The organism is Myxococcales bacterium (assembly GCA_016706225.1).
Lineage (GTDB): Bacteria > Myxococcota_A > Polyangia > Polyangiales > Polyangiaceae > JADJKB01.
This window is the reverse complement of sequence record JADJKB010000003.1, coordinates 1,264,419-1,282,660: the sequence shown is the minus strand read 5'-3', so window position 1 is coordinate 1,282,660 and position 18,242 is coordinate 1,264,419. Positions and strand designations below refer to the sequence as shown.

Annotated in this window: 20 protein-coding genes; 6 read left to right on the top strand and 14 right to left on the bottom strand. The window is 67.6% G+C overall.

The genetic code is table 11. The features are described from left to right. Window positions 1-15 precede the first annotated feature (15 nt). From IPI67_07320 to IPI67_07310, 3 genes are all read left to right on the top strand, one after another. Window positions 16-1,392 (top strand): anthranilate synthase component I family protein, encoded by a 1,377-nt coding sequence (locus tag IPI67_07320; protein ID MBK7580003.1) that lies wholly within the window; start codon window positions 16-18, stop codon window positions 1,390-1,392. Window positions 1,393-1,506: 114 nt separating this feature from the next. Then, complete coding sequence (locus tag IPI67_07315; protein ID MBK7580002.1) at window positions 1,507-1,854, top strand: hypothetical protein; 348 nt, start codon at window positions 1,507-1,509, stop codon at window positions 1,852-1,854. Window positions 1,855-1,911: 57 nt separating this feature from the next. After that, window positions 1,912-2,475, top strand: a complete 564-nt coding sequence (locus IPI67_07310) for a hypothetical protein (GenBank protein MBK7580001.1) — start codon at window positions 1,912-1,914, stop codon at window positions 2,473-2,475. A gap of 4 nt (window positions 2,476-2,479) precedes the next feature. Here IPI67_07310 and IPI67_07305 read toward each other — a convergent pair whose 3' ends face one another. The 14 genes from IPI67_07305 to IPI67_07240 all read right to left on the bottom strand — a co-directional run bounded on the left by IPI67_07305 (window position 2,480) and on the right by IPI67_07240 (window position 15,963). Further along, on the bottom strand, window positions 2,480-2,962 hold the full coding sequence (locus IPI67_07305) for a hypothetical protein (protein ID MBK7580000.1): 483 nt from the start codon (window positions 2,960-2,962) through the stop codon (window positions 2,480-2,482). Window positions 2,963-3,003: 41 nt separating this feature from the next. After that, the gene (locus IPI67_07300; GenBank protein ID MBK7579999.1) at window positions 3,004-4,503 is read right to left on the bottom strand and encodes an SGNH/GDSL hydrolase family protein; all 1,500 of its coding nucleotides are present in this window, start codon (window positions 4,501-4,503) and stop codon (window positions 3,004-3,006) included. A 67-nt stretch (window positions 4,504-4,570) separates the two neighbouring features. After that, entirely contained in the window at window positions 4,571-5,701 is a 1,131-nt protein-coding gene (locus tag IPI67_07295) for a hypothetical protein (GenBank protein ID MBK7579998.1), read from the bottom strand. A 35-nt stretch (window positions 5,702-5,736) separates the two neighbouring features. Further along, a complete protein-coding gene (locus IPI67_07290) occupies window positions 5,737-6,834 on the bottom strand; it encodes a hypothetical protein (GenBank protein MBK7579997.1) in 1,098 nt (365 codons plus the stop codon). Between the two features lie 6 nt (window positions 6,835-6,840). Then, entirely contained in the window at window positions 6,841-8,382 is a 1,542-nt protein-coding gene (locus tag IPI67_07285; GenBank protein ID MBK7579996.1) for an aminotransferase class I/II-fold pyridoxal phosphate-dependent enzyme, read from the bottom strand. A gap of 81 nt (window positions 8,383-8,463) precedes the next feature. After that, complete coding sequence (gene truA, locus IPI67_07280; protein MBK7579995.1) at window positions 8,464-9,270, bottom strand: tRNA pseudouridine(38-40) synthase TruA; 807 nt, start codon at window positions 9,268-9,270, stop codon at window positions 8,464-8,466. An 11-nt stretch (window positions 9,271-9,281) separates the two neighbouring features. Further along, window positions 9,282-9,566 carry a hypothetical protein gene (locus IPI67_07275; GenBank protein ID MBK7579994.1) on the bottom strand — a complete coding sequence of 95 codons (285 nt, stop codon included), beginning with the start codon at window positions 9,564-9,566 and terminating at the stop codon, window positions 9,282-9,284. A gap of 26 nt (window positions 9,567-9,592) precedes the next feature. Continuing rightward, window positions 9,593-10,180 (bottom strand): AgmX/PglI C-terminal domain-containing protein, encoded by a 588-nt coding sequence (locus IPI67_07270; protein MBK7579993.1) that lies wholly within the window; start codon window positions 10,178-10,180, stop codon window positions 9,593-9,595. Between the two features lie 65 nt (window positions 10,181-10,245). Beyond that, window positions 10,246-10,812: a 16S rRNA (guanine(966)-N(2))-methyltransferase RsmD gene (gene rsmD / locus IPI67_07265; GenBank protein ID MBK7579992.1), complete on the bottom strand. Its 567-nt coding sequence runs from the start codon at window positions 10,810-10,812 to the stop codon at window positions 10,246-10,248. Between the two features lie 6 nt (window positions 10,813-10,818). Beyond that, a complete protein-coding gene (locus IPI67_07260; GenBank protein ID MBK7579991.1) occupies window positions 10,819-11,967 on the bottom strand; it encodes a PEGA domain-containing protein in 1,149 nt (382 codons plus the stop codon). A gap of 14 nt (window positions 11,968-11,981) precedes the next feature. Further along, a complete protein-coding gene (locus IPI67_07255) occupies window positions 11,982-13,520 on the bottom strand; it encodes a phytoene dehydrogenase (GenBank protein MBK7579990.1) in 1,539 nt (512 codons plus the stop codon). Then, window positions 13,517-14,143 carry a phosphoribosylglycinamide formyltransferase gene (locus IPI67_07250; protein MBK7579989.1) on the bottom strand — a complete coding sequence of 209 codons (627 nt, stop codon included), beginning with the start codon at window positions 14,141-14,143 and terminating at the stop codon, window positions 13,517-13,519. Before IPI67_07250 ends, IPI67_07255 begins: the two co-directional genes overlap by 4 nt. A 1-nt stretch (window position 14,144) precedes the next feature. Then, the gene (locus tag IPI67_07245) at window positions 14,145-15,194 is read right to left on the bottom strand and encodes a phosphoribosylformylglycinamidine cyclo-ligase (GenBank protein MBK7579988.1); all 1,050 of its coding nucleotides are present in this window, start codon (window positions 15,192-15,194) and stop codon (window positions 14,145-14,147) included. Between the two features lie 109 nt (window positions 15,195-15,303). After that, window positions 15,304-15,963, bottom strand: a complete 660-nt coding sequence (locus tag IPI67_07240) for a hypothetical protein (protein ID MBK7579987.1) — start codon at window positions 15,961-15,963, stop codon at window positions 15,304-15,306. A gap of 196 nt (window positions 15,964-16,159) precedes the next feature. On the opposite strand from IPI67_07240, the gene IPI67_07235 reads away from it, so the two are divergent. The 3 genes from IPI67_07235 (at window position 16,160) to IPI67_07225 (ending at window position 18,242) form a co-directional block, all read left to right on the top strand. Next, window positions 16,160-16,696: a hypothetical protein gene (locus IPI67_07235; GenBank protein MBK7579986.1), complete on the top strand. Its 537-nt coding sequence runs from the start codon at window positions 16,160-16,162 to the stop codon at window positions 16,694-16,696. A gap of 14 nt (window positions 16,697-16,710) precedes the next feature. Then, window positions 16,711-17,133, top strand: coding sequence for a hypothetical protein (locus IPI67_07230; protein ID MBK7579985.1), 423 nt, complete (start codon window positions 16,711-16,713; stop codon window positions 17,131-17,133). Between the two features lie 77 nt (window positions 17,134-17,210). Continuing rightward, window positions 17,211-18,242, top strand: a complete 1,032-nt coding sequence (locus tag IPI67_07225) for a hypothetical protein (protein ID MBK7579984.1) — start codon at window positions 17,211-17,213, stop codon at window positions 18,240-18,242.

The following is an 18,242-nucleotide window of genomic DNA, read 5'->3' as shown; positions in this document are numbered from 1 at the left end:
AAGAATGGGAGCCACATGCAGGTGTTCGAAAAGAAGCTGATCGTCGACGGGATCACCCCGGTCGGCGCCTACGCCGCGCTCCGGACCGACGCCGGGCGCGGGAGCTTCTTGCTCGAGAGCGTGGTGCCCGGCGAGCGCTGGGGCAGATATTCGATCTTGGGCGTGCGACCGCGGAGCGAGATTGTTCTGCCCGCGCAGTCCGGGGTCGATCCGTTTGCGACCTTGCAGTCGCGCTTGCCGACCCGAGCGGGCGCTGAGCCCGACATTGCCCGGCGGCTCGCCACGGCCCACTTCGGCGTCGTCACCTACGACGCGGTCCACTCGGCCTTCAAGGTCGACGACTGGCCCGGACCGCCGACACCCATCGTGCGGCTGCTCGGCGAGCCGACGCTGATCGTCTTCGACAATCTGACTCACACCGCGACCGTGGCGGGGACCGATTCGAGTGAGGTCGATCGGGTCGAAGCGCTGCTCGCTCGCGTGCCGGCCCTGTCTCCGTTCCCGGCGCCGGACACGGCGCAGCTTCCGGCGGACGTGGAGGTCGACACGAGCGACGAGGAATACGGTCGGCGGGTCGAGCGGGTCAAGGAGCTGATCGTCAGCGGGGATGCGTTCCAGGTCGTGGTCGCGCGCACGTTCTCCGTCCCGGCAGGGCGCGCGGATGCCTTCGACGTGTACCGCGCGCTGCGAGTGCTGTCGCCCGCGCCGTACATGTACCTGTTCGAGATGCCCGCGCGAGCGGATGCGCCGGCGCTGGCTCTGGCCGGCGCCAGTCCGGAGACGCTCGTCCGCGTCGAAGGCTCCACCGTCACCGTTCGGCCCATCGCCGGCACACGGCGACGCGGCCGCACACCGGACGAAGATGCCGAGCTCGCGGCGGAGATGCTGGCGGATCCAAAAGAGGTCGCGGAGCACGTGATGTTGATCGACCTCGCGCGGAACGACGTCGGGCGCGTCAGCCGCGCCGGCAGCGTGCGGCTCGACCAACGCATGCTCGTCGAGCGCTTCAGTCACGTGATGCACATCGTCAGTGAGGTCGCGGGGGAGCTCGGCCCCGAGGTGGGTCCGTGGGACGTGCTCAGGGCGACCTTCCCCGCCGGGACACTGACGGGGGCACCCAAGGTCCGCGCCATGCAAATCGTGCGGGAGCTGGAGTCACGCCCGCGCGGTGTCTACGGGGGCGCCGTCGGGTACGTGAGCGCGGGTCTGGATCTCGACTTTGCGATCGCGATTCGCACGGTGGTGCTCCGGGACGGGCGCTTCGAAGTGAGCGCGGGCGCTGGCATCGTGGCCGACAGTGTGCCCGCGCTGGAGGCGAAAGAGACCCGCAACAAGGCGCGAGCCGGGCTGGCCGCGGTGGAGGCTGCTCGACGGGCTCGTGCGGAGACTTAGGTTCCGCGCGTGTCACCCTGGCTTCGCTCGACCCTGCCGCCCTGGGCACAACCCGTGCTCGAGCTGTTGCTCGACCCGCGGGTCGAGGTCGCGCTCACGCTGCTCTCGATCGTGATGTTCGTCGGCAGCCTGCTGGCGCTGCCCTATCTGGTGGCGCGGTTGCCCGTCGATTATTTCGCGCCCCACGCCGACTCGCCCGAACCCCGCATCGTTCAGGGGCCGGTGCTCGGTCTGGTGGCGCGTGTGCTCAAGAACCTGGCGGGGCTCACGCTGCTCTTGGCCGGAGTCGCGATGCTGTTTCTGCCGGGCCAAGGCGTCCTGACGATGCTGATGGCCCTCGTTCTGCTGGAGTTCCCCGGAAAACATCGGCTCGTGCGGCGCGTGGTTCGCAAGCCTCGCGTGCTCGGCGCGCTGAACGCCCTCAGGCGACGGGCCAAGCGCGAGCCCCTGGTGGTCGATTGACGCGCTCGTGATTGACAAGCTCGTCCGGGCCGACTGATTTTCCGGCTCGGGCGCAGCATGGATGACGAGAACGCGTTTGGGCTGTTGATTTCGTGGGTCGACCTCGAGACCGAGGAGTACGCGCTGGAGCGCGCGGAGTTCGTGGAGCGCTGGCAGAAGTTCCGGGCGACCTGGCGCGAGGCGCTCGGGATCTTCGCGCTGGGTAGCGACGTCCGAGCGCTCGACCTGGGGCACGCGCTCTACCTGGAGGTCGCCGAGGGTGATCAAACCGAGGATCCAATCGCCTGGATCAAGCTGGTGCGCGCGCGCCTGACCGAGCAGGGTTTTGCCACCGTGGGTGTGGTCACCCACGGCGGGCGCTGGTTGAGTGACGAAGCCGGGACGGAGCTGCCGGAGCAAAACGGCGTGTTCGTCGCCGTGGCTTCGTGCCCGAGTGAACCCTTGCGCCGAGCTTTGTATGCGGACACCGCGGCGCACCGCGACGAGGCGGACGCACCCGACGGCTGGGGCGCGGGACTCTACGTCGACACCGAGGCCATCGAGGCCCTGGGGCGCAGTCTCAAGAACGCGCCGACTCCGCTGGCCGTTGCGGGCGCGACCTACTTCCGCGTCGGGGCCTGAACGGTCAGCCGCCGTCGGCGCTCAACGGTTGGAAACAGCCGCTCGTGCACAGGTGGGTCACGCCGCCGATGTCTTTCGTGGCGTTTTCGTTGCAGCTGCAGCACGGGCAGGTGGTGCATGCGCCGCACACCGGTGGATCGGCGTTGCAGTCCACGGTCTTGCAGTCGAGCCCGCCGCTGCCGCCGCTGCCGCCGGTGCTGGTGGTGCCGCCTCCCCCGGCGCTCGTTCCGCCAGTGCCGCTCGCGAGGCTGAAACAATTTCCCGTGCAGACGTAGGCCACGCTCCCGATGAAGGTCTGCGCGCCCGGTTGGCAGGTCCCACACCCGCATTTGTTCGCGCAGGTCTTGCCACAAATGGGGGCGGCGCCCTTCGTCTGGTCATTGCAGGGCGTCGTGGGTGGTCCGTTGTTGCCGTCGCTGGAACAGGCCGAAAAGAACCACACGGCGAGGGTGCCGAACGTGACGCCTCGAAGGAGCGAGCGCAGCATGACCACGACTCTACGGCAGAACGTCCCGGGGCAGAAGGCCCTCACTGGCACGCGGTATCGCTCGGGTCGCAGCGCATGATCGCGAGCATGAACTGCCCCGACAGCGGCTTGCCCGCGGAGACGAAGCTGTCGACCACGAAGGTGTGGGTGCCGGGCTGGAGTGTGCGTTCAATCAGCCGGTCGTGCCGCGCCTTGCACGCGGCCCCGGTCATGCCACCCGACAGCAGGTGGAGATCCACGTCGACTCCGCTCCGGTCGAAGAGCATCGCTCGGATCGGCGTCGGCTGCGTCACGACCAGCGTGTAGTAGAGCTCGGGGCCCGATTCGTCTGCGCTGGAGCCGCAGCCCGAATACACGCCGATGGCGCTGTTGGGGGAGTCCGTGGTGCTGGCGTGGTGGGTGAACGGCAGCGCGTCGATCACGAATGGGGTCGTCGGGCTGCCATCACCTTGCGTGGCCGGCAGCGTGGGGTCGGGTGCGGCGGCGGAGTCGAGCACGACGCGTTTCACCACGTCGAGCTGCTCCATGCTGTGCAGGTTGCGAACGTTGTAGTTGTACGCGAGCCCTGCGCCCGTGAACACACACGGCTGGGTAGTGCCCGCGACGTAAGCGTTGCCGTGCAGACCGTCACCGGCCAGGCCCTGTTTGGGCAGGTCCTTGGTTGCCAGGTAGACGCTCAGGTACGGAAGCTGCCGACCCTCGGCGAGACCGCGCGTCACGATGTCGTAGACGTTGGCCCAGATCGCGGCCAGCGCGCCATCGCCACGCGGCAAGAGGCCCGCGACGATCGGGATGACGCCGTCGCCCTCGAGCTGCTCGAGCAGCTTCGACATGTTCTCGTGAAACGGCCAGAGGGCGCTGGAGAACGAGACGCCCATCTGCATGTCGTTGGTGCCGTAGCTGACCAGCGCAAACCGCGCGTTGAGCGCGCCGAGCTCCTGGGCAATGGGCGAAGGGCTGCCGTTCGTTGCCCAGCTGGCGGACTTACCGATGACGGCCGCGAGCGACGCACGATCGAAGGGAGTGGTGCCGGCGGCCATTCCTCCTCGAAAATGCTGGATGCTTGGCAAGAGTGCGTCGTGGCCCGCGAGGTTCAGCTGATAACTCGCCTGGGCGGGGCCGGCGAAGCAGTACATCAGGTTCTTGCTGACGGTATGGGAGTCGCCCACCTTCATGAACACGTCACCCTTGCGGGTGGTGTTCTGGTCTGCAATCGCCCGCAGTCGCGTCGCGACGTACTCGGTGATCGGCGAGGTCACCGCGGTTGCCGGGTAACGCGTCGGACCCGCGGGGAGAGTGCCGCCCGCGCCACCTGAGCCGGCGCTGCCTGCCGCGCCGCCGCTCGTGCTGCCGGCCTGGCCGCCCGTCGCGATCAGACCGCCGCTGCCGCCGCTCTGGGTCGTGCCACCGCTGCCGGGTTTGCTGCCGGTGCCACCACCGTCGCCGGGGACCTTCGGCCCGCCATCTTCGTCCCCGCCGTTACAGGCTACGAACGAGAGCGCGGTCGCGACGACCGAAGCGGGGCGTAACCAGGGGCGCACGGCTCGAGAGGATAGCGCGCCTTGCCCGCCGAAGCCCAATTGCACTCGGAAGTCGCCGAGGTTTCCCTCACTCGAGGTCGCGCTGGTAAACCCGGTACTTCTTGTAAATCTCGCCACCCATGAACTTGATGCCGACGTTCACTGGGTGGTTGTCCTCGAGCGTCCACGACAGCTCACCCCACTTGACGCCGATCGACTCGGCGGAGCGGTGCATTTTCGCGTAGAGGCAGGCGCTCAGCCCGCCGTACTTCTTCACGCCGCGATACTTCCTGCGAATACCGAGGATGATCAGGCGCGCCGACGTCGGTCCCTTCACCTTCAAGCGATACAGGAGCTTGAGCGCGCCGAGCGGGAACAGCTTGCCGTTCAGATCTGGGATCAGCTCGTTGATGTTCGGGAGGGCCAGCGCCACCGCCGCGGGTTCGCCGTCGATGTCCGCGATGTAGGTGAGCTCCGGCATCAAGATCGGCTTGAGCTCGCTGGCCATCTTGGCGAGCTCGGCCTCGGTCAGCGCGACGAAGCCCCAGTTATCGCTCCAGGCGTCGTTGAAGACGTCCATGATGATGCGCACGTCGCGCTCGACGTTGGACTTGTCCACGTGGCGGAGCGTGACCTCGGGCATCGCCTCGACGTCCTTCATGGCCTTTTCGGCGCGCTTGGGTACGTTGCCCACGGTGTAGCGCCAGGCGAACACGTCCTTGAGCTTTTCGAGCCCCGCCGCCTCGATCAACCCGCCCTGATAGGCTTGGTGGTGCGGCATCAAGATCATCGGCGGTGTGTCGAAGCCTTCGATCAGGCAGCCCATTTCCTCGTTGATGCTGAGGGAGAAAGGCCCGCGCATGCTCTTCATGCCCCGGCGCGAGAGCCATTTGGCCGCGGCGTCGAGCAGCGCCTTCACGACCTCCGGATCGTCGATGGTGTCGAGGAATCCGAAGAATCCGGCGTCGTCCTTGTAACGTTCGAGGTGACCTCGATCGATCTGCGCCGTGGCGCGGCCGACGCACCAACCGTTCTTGTGGGCCGTGAAGGTGGTGCCCTCGGCGTGCTCGAAGAACGGGTTCTTCTTGCTCAGCCGCTGTTTCAGGTCGAAGTCGAGCGGCCGAACGTACTTGGGATCATCGCGGTACACGTAGTCGACGACGTTGAGGAAATCGCCGAGGTCGCCACCAATTGGGGTCTCACGAACTTCTACCGACATGTCGCGCGAGAGCTAATGCCCTTGCGGCTGGCGCGTCAATGTGAGGGGCGGGGACATCGGCGGCGTGTCCGCGTGAGCCCGGCGATCAGCGCCAGAAGCGCGATCCCCCAGCGCTCCGGCGAGCTAGGCCGCATGCGACAGCCGCAACCTCCGCCATCGTCCGCAGTCGTGCCGCCCTTGGTGTTGGGTCCCGCGTCGACCTTGGCGACGGTGCTTCCGGTTCCCGTCCAGCCGCCGCCGCTGCCACCCGCACCTGCGCTCGCGCCACCGCTGCCCGCGGTCGCCGGGAAACCCGCTTCGCCGCCGGCTGCGGTCGTGCCGCCGGTGCTGGTGCCGCCGCTGCCGGTCGCGCCGCCGCTGCCGGCCGGGAGGGTGCACTCACACCAGTCGGAGCCATGTGCGTTGTTGGCCCCACACGGGATGGGCGCGTTGGCCTCCTTCACACAACCCGGGGCGGCGCCGAAGCGAGCCGTGCAGATCATGCCCGCCGCCGCGCAGTAGGCGGTGCAACCCGACGCGTCGTTGAAGAGCCCCGCGCAGGTCGTCGGCGTCTCGGTGCAGAGCTCGTAGCTCGCGATGGCCTTGATCCCGTCACAAGGACCGCCCGAGCCGGCATCACTCGCGTCGCAGCTCTTCAGCACGAAGGTTGTCTCGTCGGCGGCGTCGCTCTTGCCGTCGTCGCCGTCCAGAACGAGTCGGCACGAGCCTCCGACGCTGCAGTAAGCCGTCCCGATCACCGCCTTGGTGCAGCCGCTGCCTTTGGTCTGATCGACGCTCATTTTCTGGCTGCCGCCCAGGTCATCGAACAGGGTGTAGTCGGCGTCGTTCGTGCGGTTCGTCGACGCCCGATACCCCGCGGTGACCTCGTACATGCCCGCCGTCGTGATCTTGGGCTGCCAGATCGCCTTGCCCTTGCGGGTGCCGTCCCCGACGTAGGCGCTCAGGTAACGATAAGTGCCCTTGCAGGCGTCGACGTTGTGACTGACCCAGTTCTGGGGTTTGACCTCCGAATAACCCGAGCCTGCCGTGTCGTTGTCGACGCTGAGCTTCAGCCCCACAGGGCAGGCTGCATGCGCCCCAGGCGCGGCGGAGAGCAGCAGGCCGAGGACCAGGGCAGCGGGTGCGGAACGCATGAGCGCCTAGATTACACCGTACTTCTTGCCGACCTTCTCGAAGGCTTCCAGTCCGCGATCCAGGTGCTCGCGCTCGTGGGTTGCCATGTAGCTGGTGCGCAGCATGGCGTGTTTCGGCGGGACTCCGGGCGAGATGAACGGGTTGGTGTAGATGCCGTACTCTTCCAAGAGGTCGCGCCACATCATGATCGTGCGCAGGTCTTCCCGAATGTAGATCGGGATCACGGCGGTCTGGGTGTGGCCAAGATCGAAGCCGAGGTTCTTCAGACCGTCGCGCATGTAGGAGAAGTTCTCGCGCAGCTTCGTGATCCGCCAACCCTCTTCCTGCAAGAGCTCGAAGGCGGCCATGGCGGCCGCGACGTTGGGCGGGGCGGCGGCGGCGGCGAACAGGAAGCTCGGTGCAAAGTGGCGGATGTAGTCCAGCACCTTGCGCTCCCCGACGAGCCAGCCGCCGATGCTGGCCAGCGATTTGCTGAAGGTGCCGCCCATCAGGTCGACCTGGTTCTCGAGGCCGAATAGGTGAGCGGTTCCCCGTCCGCCCGGGCCGATCACGCCGAGGGCGTGGGCATCGTCGACAAACACCCGGGCGCCGTGCTTTTTCACCACGGGCACGAGCTCGTCGAGTTTTGCGATCTCGCCCTCTGCGCTGAACACCCCGTCGGTGACGACCAGGGCGCCCTCGCCGGCGTCGATCTTCTCCAGGGCCTTGTCCAGGGATTCGGCGTCGTTGTGGCGGTAACGCACCAGCCGCGCGCCCGCCGCCTGCCCCAGCCGCACGCCGTCGTAGAGCGAAGCGTGTACGTTGCGGTCGATGACCCCGACGCTCTTCTTGTTGCTGAGCAGGGCGGAGCAGGTGGCGATGTTCACCTGGTAGCCGGTCGTGAAGACGAGGGCGCTCTCTTTGCCGAACCAGGCGGCCAGCTTCTCTTCGAACTCCTCGTGCAGCTTCATCGAGCCGTTGACGAGGCGAGAGCCGGTCATGCTCGTACCGAAGCGGTCGATGGCCGCCTTGGAGGCTTCGCGCACCTTGGGGTGAGTGGTCAAGCCGAGGTAGTTGTTCGAACCGAACATCACGACGCGCTTGCCGTCGATCACGGCTTCGGGTCCGTCGTTCAGATCCAGCGGCCGGAAGTATGGGTAGATCCCCATCTTGCGCGCGTTGTCCGCAGCGCTGAACTGGAAACACTTCTCGAACACATCGCGGCCGCCGATGCCGGACAGGGAGCTGCGCTCCTTGAGCGACTCCTTCATGTCCTCGGAGCCGAGGGAGCGGGCGGTGGCGGCGGTCGCATGCGAAGCACCGTTGGTCCGCGCTTTCGTCGGCGTCGAACGCGCGTCCACCTCACCCATCGAGTCATCGACCGCTGGGTCGATGGCGGGGAGCTCGTGGCCACTCTTCAACACGCTCCACGCCGCCTTCACGCGGGAGGGAGCATCCATCAGGCCTTCGGCGGCCCGCATCACGCGGTCGTCCGAGACCCAACGCATGACCGTCGGGCTCAGGAGGATGCGCTTGCCGCGTTCCGAGATCTTGTCTTTCAGTCCCATCCAGGATGCTCCTCACCCGTACGGCCCGCCCAAACCGGGTCGCCAGGGGCGGCATGTGACTACGTTACGACCCTCGATTCGTCAATCACGCGGAAATTGGTCAGGCCACGCGTCCGTCCCCGCGGCATCGAGCACCACAGACTCCAGGCACAGACCCTCGGGGGGAGCCGTGATGCCGAGGTCGTCTCGGGACAGGCTCTTCAGTGCGCGGTCGACCGCGCCGGGCGCGAGCCGGCCCCGCCCGACGTCCACCAGCGCCCCGCTGATGATGCGCATCATCTTGTACAGGAAGCGATTTCCGGTCACCACGATGTCGAGACGGCGAGGGTCCACGGAGGAGCGCTCGACCTCGGCGCGCAAGATGTGCCGAACGGTGTCATCGCGGGCGTCGCCCGCCGCGCGAAATCCACGGAAGTCGTGCTCACCCAGGAGCGCCCGGGCTTCGTTCTCCATGGCTGGCTGGTTCAACCTCTCGGCGACGCGCCAGGCGTGTCGCGCGAGGAACGGATCTCGAACCACACTCTCGAGCAGCGAATAACGGTACGTCTTGCGGAGCGCGTGTGAGCGCGGATCGTAGCCGGCGGGCACGCGCGCCGCGCGCACGACGGAGATCTCGTCAGGCAGATGCTGCGCCAACGCGAGCGCCCAGCCCCGCGCTGGGATGTCTCTCTCGCTATCGAACGCGACGCACTGCGCGCGCGCGTGTACGCCCGCGTCCGTCCTGCTCACTCCGCGCACGAGCGACGCGCTCGGATCGATCGCGCGCACTGCACCGTCGAGCTCGCCGGCGATCGTGCGTGCTTCAGGCTGGCGCGCAAAACCAGAGAACGGCCCACCTTCGTAGGCCACGCTGAGGAGCACGCCGAAACAGGGCTCTCGAGAGGTCACCGGCGACCGGATCAGTCCGCGCCGGAATCCGTCGTGCCGCCCGCGCCGGCGCTACCCGCCGCACCGCCGCCGCCGCCTGCTCCTCCTGCCGGAGGATTGTCCGAGGTGGTAGCGGTTCCTGCTTTGGTGACACAGCCTGCGGCTGCTGCCTGCTCGCGCGCCGCGATGTCGTTCGGCGACGCATCGTGCACGTCGTAGAGAGGGAGGTCGCCGCAGCCCTTCGGCGTCTTGTTGTCGTCGTCGCCGCAACCCCACGCCACACACAAACCCACCACGACGCTTGCCGCGAGTGCCATTGGACCGTGGTAACTCCGAGCGCGCATCACTTGCCTCCGCCCTTCGGCACGAAGTTCATCGGAACTTGGGTGTCGACGCAACCCCCCTCGGGCTTGGGGAAGGCCGCCGAGCGGAACAGGCCGACCACACACGACGCAACGCCGGGGTCGCCGAGGGCGTTGCTGGCCACACCGGCGCTGCAGACCTGGCCGTTGGGTCCCACCCGCACACTGATGACGAGCCGCCCCTGCATCGTGGCGTTCTGCCGCAATCCGCGCTCGTAACAGCCTCGAGCCGCGCCGGCTTTTGAAGCCAGAGCGGACCGAAGGGCGGCCGACGCGGTGCCCTTGCACTCGCCGCTACAGCCGCCACCGCCAACCCCAACGAGCTTACCCACGGGCTTTTTGCCGGCGTCTTCTTCCGGTGGAGGGGGAGGTGGAGGGGGAGGCGGAGGGGCTTCGAAGACTTGCTCGGTGGCCGTCGGCGGCGGCGGCGGCGGGGTCGGCGCAGGCTTTTCGTCGCCACCGCGCGTCTTCCAGAAGATGAGCCCGCCCATCAACAGCAGCATCACTACTGCCGCGGCGATGAAGCCAGCACTTCCCCCTTTGGGCGGGGGCGCAACCGATTGGGCCATCCAGCGATCCTTCGAGCGGTCAGCGGAATATAGTCCAGCCAGCTCCCCCCGGGCGACAAAAAATCTCAGCCTTTTCCCGGCTTTGAGGGACTGAACATGGAAACCGCCGTGTCGCCCCAGTCTCTGCGGTCCAAAAGGACCAGTGGCGCACCAGTGGGCAGATGTACGGAATCGCGCGCCGAGTGCTCAATGATCAGCTGCGCGGAGGTCGGTAAATTCAGCGTCGCGAGGAGCGTTGGCAGCGCTCGGACGAGCACATCGAGGTCCGCCCACGGAGGGTCCGCCAGGACGAGATCGTAGGGTCCCGAGCTGCGCAGCGATGACAGCGCGCGCTCGATGGGTGAGCCGAGCACTCGGCTCGCCTCCTCGAGCCCCAACGCCTCCAGGTTCTGGCGCAGCGCCTTGAGTGCCGAGCGGTCGACCTCGACGAAGGTTGCGCGTGCTGCCCCACGCGATAGCGCCTCGATGCCGAGGGCGCCCGTTCCGGCGTAGAGGTCCAGCACGGCCAGCCCCGACAGGTCGCCCAAGATCTGGAACAGGCTCTCCCGTACCCGGTCGGTCGTTGGACGCGTGCGGTCACCCTTCGGCGCGCGGAGGGTACGCCCGCCGAGCCGCCCGCCGGTCACCCGCATCGAGACTCAGAACGCGACGTTCACGCGCAGCTCACCGCCGCCGGGACCGAGACCCACCAGGGGCTGGACCCGGGGATGACGCAGCTTGGCCTTGGAGCCCTCGCTCTTGTCGCCGCTCGTCGCCAGGAAATAGACGCCGACGCCAGTGATGACCGCGCCCACCGGAGTGAGCACCCAGAACAGCGTCTTGTCGCGCTTGTTCTTGTCGCAGAACTCGACGATGTCGTCGCGCCCCTTCGACTCGGCGTATTTGCACGCATCCTCGCCGTCCGGCACGGAGCCCTTGCGGAAGTCCTCGTACGCCGCGTCGTTCTTCTGGCTGAGCGTCTTGATGCCGAAGTACGTGCCCGTGAGCACCAGCGCGCCCCCGACACCGACGCCGATGTAGCCCAGCAGCTTGTTGTTTCCGCCGCTTTTGCCGTGGTCGCCGGTCGGATCCCCATTCGCCGGTTGGCCGCTGCCAACGGGCGTGGGGTTCAGGGTGACCTCGGCGCTGGACCCCGCGCGTACGGTCACCGTGCCGAGCGCGTCGTTGAAGCCGTCGGCCTTGACCATGATCTTGTGCTCGCCGCTCGGAAGGGTGAGCTCCGTCCGCCCGTCCGTGACGGTGCCGACCTCTTCGCCGTCGACGAACACCTTGCCGTTCACACCGCCCGCGGTGACGACGACGATGCCGGTGGCTTCACCGGTGAGCTTTGCGAAGGCGTCCGTCGCGATGCTCATCAGTGTGTCATCGGAAGGATCCGTGAGATTGGAGGCGTACTTGATCTCAACGTCCTTCTTCTGGGAGCCGTTCTCCCAGAGCCGCAGCACGGCCACGACTTGCTTCTTGCCACTCTTGGCCAGCGTGCCCCAGATGTAGCGGGTGGCGCCGACCTTGTCGGAGATCTTCTTCTGGCAGTTGGCGTCGGGCGGGAGGGGGCAGCCGAGGGCGGCCGTCATCACCTCGAGGGAGTAGTCCCCCTTGTGGAGTGCCCAGCCCTCGGTGCGCGTGATCCCGCGCTTGAGCGCGATCGTCAGCGCCTGGGCTTGTTCGAAGGCGTCCTCGCTGCCAATCGCCAGCACCTGGACGGTCGACTTGCCCTGCGCCGCCGCCGGGCGAGCCATGAGACAGAGCCCGAGGGCGAGCAGCAAAACGGAGACCGATCGTCGCATCGAGTGAGAGGATACTACGTTTCTATCTTGGTCCACATCTGGCGGCGCATCTTCTGGCGGCCCTTGTCCCGGCGGGTGATGATCCGACAGGCTCCCCAGGCAGCAAGCAGCTGGCCCTCTTGCCCAAGCGCCGGCAGCACGGTGGTCCCGACCAAATAAGTGCCCGGGATGGGGCCACGAATCGGCTCCCCGCCCAAGTCCAGGTATCCGCTTGGCTCGACACTCCACAGCCACTGCATGGGCTCGGAGCCCGGAGTTCCGCTCGTCAGGTGGATGCGATCCATCTCACGCGGGCTGCCCTGGCTGTGGTCGATGAGTGGCAGGCCGTCGTGCGGCGAGTCGATGACCAGCAGATGTCGGTCCAGAAAAGGCAGGTGTGCCCGCAGCGTGGAAAGAACTGCCTCGCGCGCTTCGAGCAGGGTGAGCGGGCCGCGAACTGGCAAGATGGTCTCGGCGACGAGGGTCGACTCTCGCTCGGGCCCGTCCAAGCGCTGCAAGTGGACCGCCGGGCGTCGCGGGTCTGGGCGGGCCCCGGAGCGCGGGACGAGGAAGGCCTCCGCGCCGAGGGGTTCGGGCAGAAGGTCTCGGTGCACGACCAGGCTCACGACGAAGCGCCCGGCACTGGCGGTGAGGCGCGGCCAGTCGCGGCGCGCTCCGGCGCTGACCCCATCACCGCCCGACAGCTCGGCTACCGCCTCGCCGGACAGGTCCGTGATCACGAAGTCAGCTCCGGTCATCTCCTCTTCGCCGTCCTCCACGACGCCGACGAGCTTGCCGGAGCGCACCACCAGTGAGGTTGCTCGTTGCCCCAGACGACACTCGCCGCCGTGTGCCTCGATACGTTCGAGCAGGAACTCCTCGAGCTCGTCTTCGTCACGCTCGAGCGACTGGACGCCGCGGGTCCACGAGCCATGCAGGCGCGCGAGTGCGAGCGGGGGAAGGTAGTCGCCCGCGGAGAACAAGTTGGTGGCGAACAGCGATGGCAACGTGACGATGTCGCGGTACGCGTGGCCGACTGGAAACTTCCCCAGGAGGTCGGTCTCGGCGCCGCGCACGAGGGGCAGCTGTGCTGCGGTCCGTCGCGTCTCGATGCGCTCCCAGAGTGTGCCGGGAGGCCAGACGGCGTCGCGCTCGAACACGGCGTCCACCGCGGCGTTGACCTGAGCAAACGTCGCGTACAGCTCGTCCACGAGCTGCCGGACCTCGGGAAATTCGCGATCAATCTCCCGCGCGTAGAGCTCCATGTCCGGCGCAACCTCAATGTGGCGTCCCTCACTCGACACGACGAACATCGGGTCGAGGGGTTTCACCATGCGCTTGAAGCGCTGGCTCTGGGCCAGCTCGTGCAAAAAGCGAGACCACACCGGCGAAGCCCCGACGAGCAGCGTGAACGCGCGGCGCTTGAGGCGAAAGCGCTCGTAGTCGTAGCTCGGGGGGCGCTGACCCTGTCCCAGCAGCAGCACGCGGAAGTCACGCCGCGCGAGCAGCGCAGCGGAGGCGAGTGCACCCAGCGAGCGCCCGAGCACCACGACGTCGAAGTGGCGCCCGGTCATGCCGACCTCACGCGCACCCGGGCGCGGCTCTGGGCGCTGGCCGGCAGGACCTCGACGCGGCCCGCGGCGAACCAAGCGAGCGTCTCGACCAGCAAGGCATGTTCCTGCTCCAGGATCCGCGCGCTCAAGCTGGCTTCGTCGTCGTCGTCGAGCACCAACACGGCACGCTGCGCGATGATTGGACCCGTGTCCACGCCTTCGTCGACGAAGTGCACGCTGCAGCCGCTCACTCTCACGCCGTAGGCCAGCGCCGCCGCCTGGGCGTGCATGCCCGGGAACGCCGGCAGCAAGGCCGGGTGAACGTTGATGACTCGATTCGGGAACGCGCGCAGGAACTCCGGCGTGAGCAGGCGCATGAATCCGGCGAGCACCACCAGTTCGACGCCAGCCGTTCGCAGTGCCTCGACCATCGCCTGATCGTAGTCCTGCCGCGTCGCGAACTCGGTGTGTGAGAGCAGCCTCGTGGGAACACCGGCTCGCTCCGCGCGCTCGAGGGCAGCGACACCGGGTTTGTTGGACAGGACTAGCCGCACGCGCGCGTCCAGCCGCCCATGCCCGATGGCATCCAGGATGGCCTGCAGGTTCGTCCCGCTGCCCGAGACCAGCACACCCAGCTCGAGCACCTCAGACCTCCGTGACGATCTCCACGCTGGCCTCGGCGCCGGCCTGGGTTGCCACGATTTTCCCCATGCACCAGGCGGTATCTCCGGCGGCGGTCAGCGCGGCGAGGCTTGCATCGAGGCACTCGCGCTCGACCACGGCGATCAGCCCGACGCCGAGGTTGAAGGTCTTCCGCATCTCGGTCTCGCTCACCGGCCCACCCCGTGCGATCACGTCGAACAGCGCCGGCCGCACGTGGTCGAGCTTGATCCGTGCCCCAGTGCCGTCGGGCAGCACGCGCGGCAGATTCCCTTCGATGCCGCCGCCGGTCACGTGGCAGAGCGCGTGCAGCCCCGCGCCCACCGCCTTCGCCAATCCCAGGCAAGCCTTCGCGTAGATCTTGGTGGGTGTGAGCAGCGCATCGCCGACACTCTGCTCGAGGCCCGGGAGCTGAGCGTCGAGCCCGAGTTTCATTTCGACCTCGAGCACGCGTCGCGCGAGTGAATAACCGTTCGAGTGCAAGCCGGTCGCAGCCACGGCGATCACCGCGTCGCCGACCCGAACCCGCGCCGGTCCGAGCAGCGCCTTGCGCGACACGACCCCGACGCAGAAGCCTGCGAGGTCGTACTCACCTGCGGCGTACATGCCGGGCAGCTCCGCCGTCTCACCGCCGATCAGCGCGCAGCCGGCCTGGCGACATCCCTCGGCGATGCCCGAGATGACCCGCTCGGCGACGTCCACGTCGAGCTTGCCGCAGGCGAAGTAGTCCAGGAAGAACAGCGGGCGCGCGCCGGTCGTCAGCACGTCGTTGGCGCACATCGCCACCAGGTCGATGCCGATGGTGTCGTGTTTCCCCGTGGCGAACGCCACCTTCAGCTTCGTGCCGACGCCGTCGGTCCCGCTGACGAGCAACGGATCTTCGATGTCGGCAGGCAGGGCACACAGGCCGGCAAAACCGCCGACGCCGTCCACGACCTCGGAGATGCGGGTGCTCCGCGCCAGGGGTTTGATGCGCTCGACGAGCTCGTCGCCCGCGTCGATGTCCACGCCGGCGTCGCGGTAGGTGACGGCCATGAACGGCTCATACACGGGATCTTTCCGGGGGTCTTGGTGTGCCTTCCCCGTGCCCGTGCCGCGCCCGTGGGCGCGGGCCCGCGCCCGCCGATTCCACGGATTCGACGCCCTATCCGTCTTCGACAGGTCGCAGCAACCGCGTGAGCCCCCACACGTTGAACGCCGCGAACGCCACGAACAGCAGCACGAGGCCCAGTGCCCAGCGCGTGGTCGATGGCGCCTCTCCTTCGATCAGGAGCCACGCGTCCGCCGGCAACTTGCCCCCCTGGACCGCACGCTCTGCGGCGTCTTTGAGCCCCGAGTGACGGATGCCAGCGGCTGACAGCGGCACCATCCGACCCACGAACGAGGTCGGCGGCACGAAGTGCGGGCCTTCCATGTTTTCGGGCACTCGAACCTGCACCCAGAGGCGATCGTTCCCGGCGATGGGAGCAAGCCGGTACGAACCGGACTCGAGCGGGCGGCTGTAGCGGACGGCGTGGGTCGAGCCCATGAGCCCTTCGCCCTGAACCCACGTGTTGGCGAGCTCGGGTCGCGGTGTGAGCTCGGTGAGATTCCCGAGGGCCGTCGGGGTCCCCTCGCGCAGCGAATAACTGGCTTCTCCGCGCAGCTCGTACGTCATGACGAGCGCCAGCGCCGCCGTGACTGCCATCGTGACCAAGGTCAGCGTGCGACCCGGGCGTCGCGGGGCCGGCAACGCTTCGAGCTCGGGATCGGGCTCGACCGGGAGCGCGATCTGCGCCAGCTCGGCGGCGGGACGGTTGGCCATTGGGGGGTGGGACAGCCCGGTTCGGGCTTTGGTTCCAGGGTCGGCCCCAGCTCGGGCCGACCCCTTCGATATACCGCGGATTTGCCCCAGGCGCGCGGCCGGCCGCACAGAGGCGCTGCCGCAGCTGTTTTCCGCCCCTGGGATTTGCGGCTAGGCTGGTCGCCCGAGCCCCAGGGTATGGGGCCGCACCGACGCCATGGCCGTTCCGAAGAAGATCATCTGCCCCTCGTGTGGCTTCAAGAACAACTCGCCGCTGCCCAACAGCCGGTGTGTGTCGTGCGGCGCGAAGGTCGAGGACCTCAAGCGCGTCATGTCGCGGCAAGAGGAGCTCGAGCGCCGTTATCAGCAAGAGGGCTTCAGCCTGATGTGGTTCGCCATCGCGCTGGTGATCCAGGGTGTGCTGACGGCTGCCATCGTGATGGGACTGCCCATGGTGGTGCCTGCCTTCGACTTCGAAGGTTCGGCAGGCATGCTGATCGCGATCCCCGTTTGGTTCATCGGCGGGCTCCTGATCGGGTTGATCTCGCCCGGCCGCACCTTCGTCGAGCCGGTCGTGGCGGCGTTCTTGGTCGCCATTCCGACGGCGTTCCTCTTGCTCCGTAGCCAAACCGTCAAGACGATGCCGTGGTGGATGTACGTGCTCATGAGCGCACTGGGTGTCTTCTTCACGTTGATCGGCTCGTATGTTGGCGAGCGAGTGCAGATGGGACCCGCGCCCAGGACGGCCGACTGACGTCGCTGCGACGGGTGCTCGGCGGTCGCACACTCGCGTTCGTGTTGGGGCTCTTGGCGCTCGAGTGTCAGGGCGGTCCCAACGCGAACGAGCGCGCGGACGCGGAGCGTGTGGTGGTGGCCGTGCGAGCGCTGCGCGAGGCCGACAACGAAGACAAGCTCGCCCGCCTGGCGGCGCTCCGTGCCATCGAGAGCACGGGTGTGGACTCATCCGAGCTCAAGCGCACCTGTGTATCCGCCTACGAGCTTTACACCAAGGGTCTCGACGCGGTGCGCGCGGTGAAAAAATCCCTGAGCTCGGACGCCGGCAGCAAAGCGGCCGAACGCGCCGGGGAGCTCTTGCTCGAAGCCGAGCGTGACGTCGCCGCCGGCAAGCAGCAGGCGACGCGCTGCAGTGAAATCGAAGGGCGCGTCGTCGCCAAGTTCAAGCTGAACTGAGGCGATCGGCCGCCCGCCGGGCCTCGCTTGCCGCGACTCCGGGCTCGCCGCATCCTGTCCCTGGAGTGAGCCGCCGCATGCCGTTCGTGGCCGGGGTAGCCGGTGTTCTTCTCGCCGTCGTCGGCGTGACGACCGTGATGCGCCCACGGTTGCTGCCCCCCCATGCGACCTCCGTCGCGGCCTCAGGCACCGCGGAACGCACTCCACCGACCCGACGCCAGCGCCTTGGCGGGCTCGATCTCACGTTCATCGTCGCGTCCGACACGCACGTCGGTTTTGCGGCCTCCGAGGCGGGCGTCGACGGCGGGCTCCGAGAGCCGGTGAGTGACCCGGCCGAAAGCGATCGCATCAACCTGCGCCAGATCCGCGACATGAACTCGATGTCCGGTCGTGCGCTCCCAGGCGAGCTCGGCGGCAAGGTCGGGGTGCCTCGGGGTGTGTTGATCTCCGGTGACCTGACCGAAAACGGAGAGCCCTGGCAGTGGCGGCACTTCGTGAAGCTGTACGGGCTCGACGGTCACGATGGCGAGCTTCACTTCCCGGTGTTCGAGGCCTACGGCAACCACGACAAACACCACAGCTGGTACACGCTGGACCGCATCACCGAGCGCCACGGCGCGCCACGCTACGCGTTCGACTGGGACGATCTGCGCGTGGTGAACCTGGGGGAGGCGCCCGACGACGAAGCCCTCGCGTTCCTCTCGGCGGACCTGACGCGCGTCGGCAAGGAGCGCCCGGTCGTGATCTACTTTCACTTCCCGCTGCGCGGTCCGTGGTCGGACAACAACTGGTTTGGAGAGGGCCGCTACCGCGCGGACCTGGCGCGGGTTCTATTCGGGTACAACGTGGTGGGCCTGTTCCACGGGCACTACCATGCTTCGGGTCGCTATCAGTGGGAGGGTGTGGACGTGTACAACGTCGGTGCGACCAAACACGAGCAGTGGAGCTTCGCCGTGGTGCACGTGACGGACACACGCTTCACGGTGCTGTCGTGGAACTACCGTGACCAGAGCTGGGAGTTCTGGCACGACAAACCCATCAACGGGGATCGCGCGCCGGAGCGGGAAGGCGGAGCGCGCGCAGATCGCGGGCTCTACCTGGGGCGCTGA

What these genes read in the sequence shown, in the direction of transcription:
- IPI67_07320 (MBK7580003.1), top strand. Translation starts at nt 16, where the DNA reads ATGCAGGTGTTCGAAAAGAAGCTGATCGTCGACGGGATCACCCCGGTC.
- IPI67_07315 (MBK7580002.1), top strand. Translation starts at nt 1,507, where the DNA reads ATGTTCGTCGGCAGCCTGCTGGCGCTGCCCTATCTGGTGGCGCGGTTG.
- IPI67_07310 (MBK7580001.1), top strand. Translation starts at nt 1,912, where the DNA reads ATGGATGACGAGAACGCGTTTGGGCTGTTGATTTCGTGGGTCGACCTC.
- IPI67_07305 (MBK7580000.1), bottom strand. Translation starts at nt 2,962, where the DNA reads ATGCTGCGCTCGCTCCTTCGAGGCGTCACGTTCGGCACCCTCGCCGTG.
- IPI67_07295 (MBK7579998.1), bottom strand. Translation starts at nt 5,701, where the DNA reads ATGTCGGTAGAAGTTCGTGAGACCCCAATTGGTGGCGACCTCGGCGAT.
- IPI67_07290 (MBK7579997.1), bottom strand. Translation starts at nt 6,834, where the DNA reads ATGCGTTCCGCACCCGCTGCCCTGGTCCTCGGCCTGCTGCTCTCCGCC.
- IPI67_07285 (MBK7579996.1), bottom strand. Translation starts at nt 8,382, where the DNA reads ATGGGACTGAAAGACAAGATCTCGGAACGCGGCAAGCGCATCCTCCTG.
- IPI67_07275 (MBK7579994.1), bottom strand. Translation starts at nt 9,566, where the DNA reads ATGGCACTCGCGGCAAGCGTCGTGGTGGGTTTGTGTGTGGCGTGGGGT.
- IPI67_07270 (MBK7579993.1), bottom strand. Translation starts at nt 10,180, where the DNA reads ATGGCCCAATCGGTTGCGCCCCCGCCCAAAGGGGGAAGTGCTGGCTTC.
- rsmD (MBK7579992.1), bottom strand. Translation starts at nt 10,812, where the DNA reads ATGCGGGTGACCGGCGGGCGGCTCGGCGGGCGTACCCTCCGCGCGCCG.
- IPI67_07260 (MBK7579991.1), bottom strand. Translation starts at nt 11,967, where the DNA reads ATGCGACGATCGGTCTCCGTTTTGCTGCTCGCCCTCGGGCTCTGTCTC.
- IPI67_07255 (MBK7579990.1), bottom strand. Translation starts at nt 13,520, where the DNA reads ATGACCGGGCGCCACTTCGACGTCGTGGTGCTCGGGCGCTCGCTGGGT.
- IPI67_07245 (MBK7579988.1), bottom strand. Translation starts at nt 15,194, where the DNA reads ATGGCCGTCACCTACCGCGACGCCGGCGTGGACATCGACGCGGGCGAC.
- IPI67_07240 (MBK7579987.1), bottom strand. Translation starts at nt 15,963, where the DNA reads ATGGCCAACCGTCCCGCCGCCGAGCTGGCGCAGATCGCGCTCCCGGTC.
- IPI67_07235 (MBK7579986.1), top strand. Translation starts at nt 16,160, where the DNA reads ATGGCCGTTCCGAAGAAGATCATCTGCCCCTCGTGTGGCTTCAAGAAC.
- IPI67_07225 (MBK7579984.1), top strand. Translation starts at nt 17,211, where the DNA reads ATGCCGTTCGTGGCCGGGGTAGCCGGTGTTCTTCTCGCCGTCGTCGGC.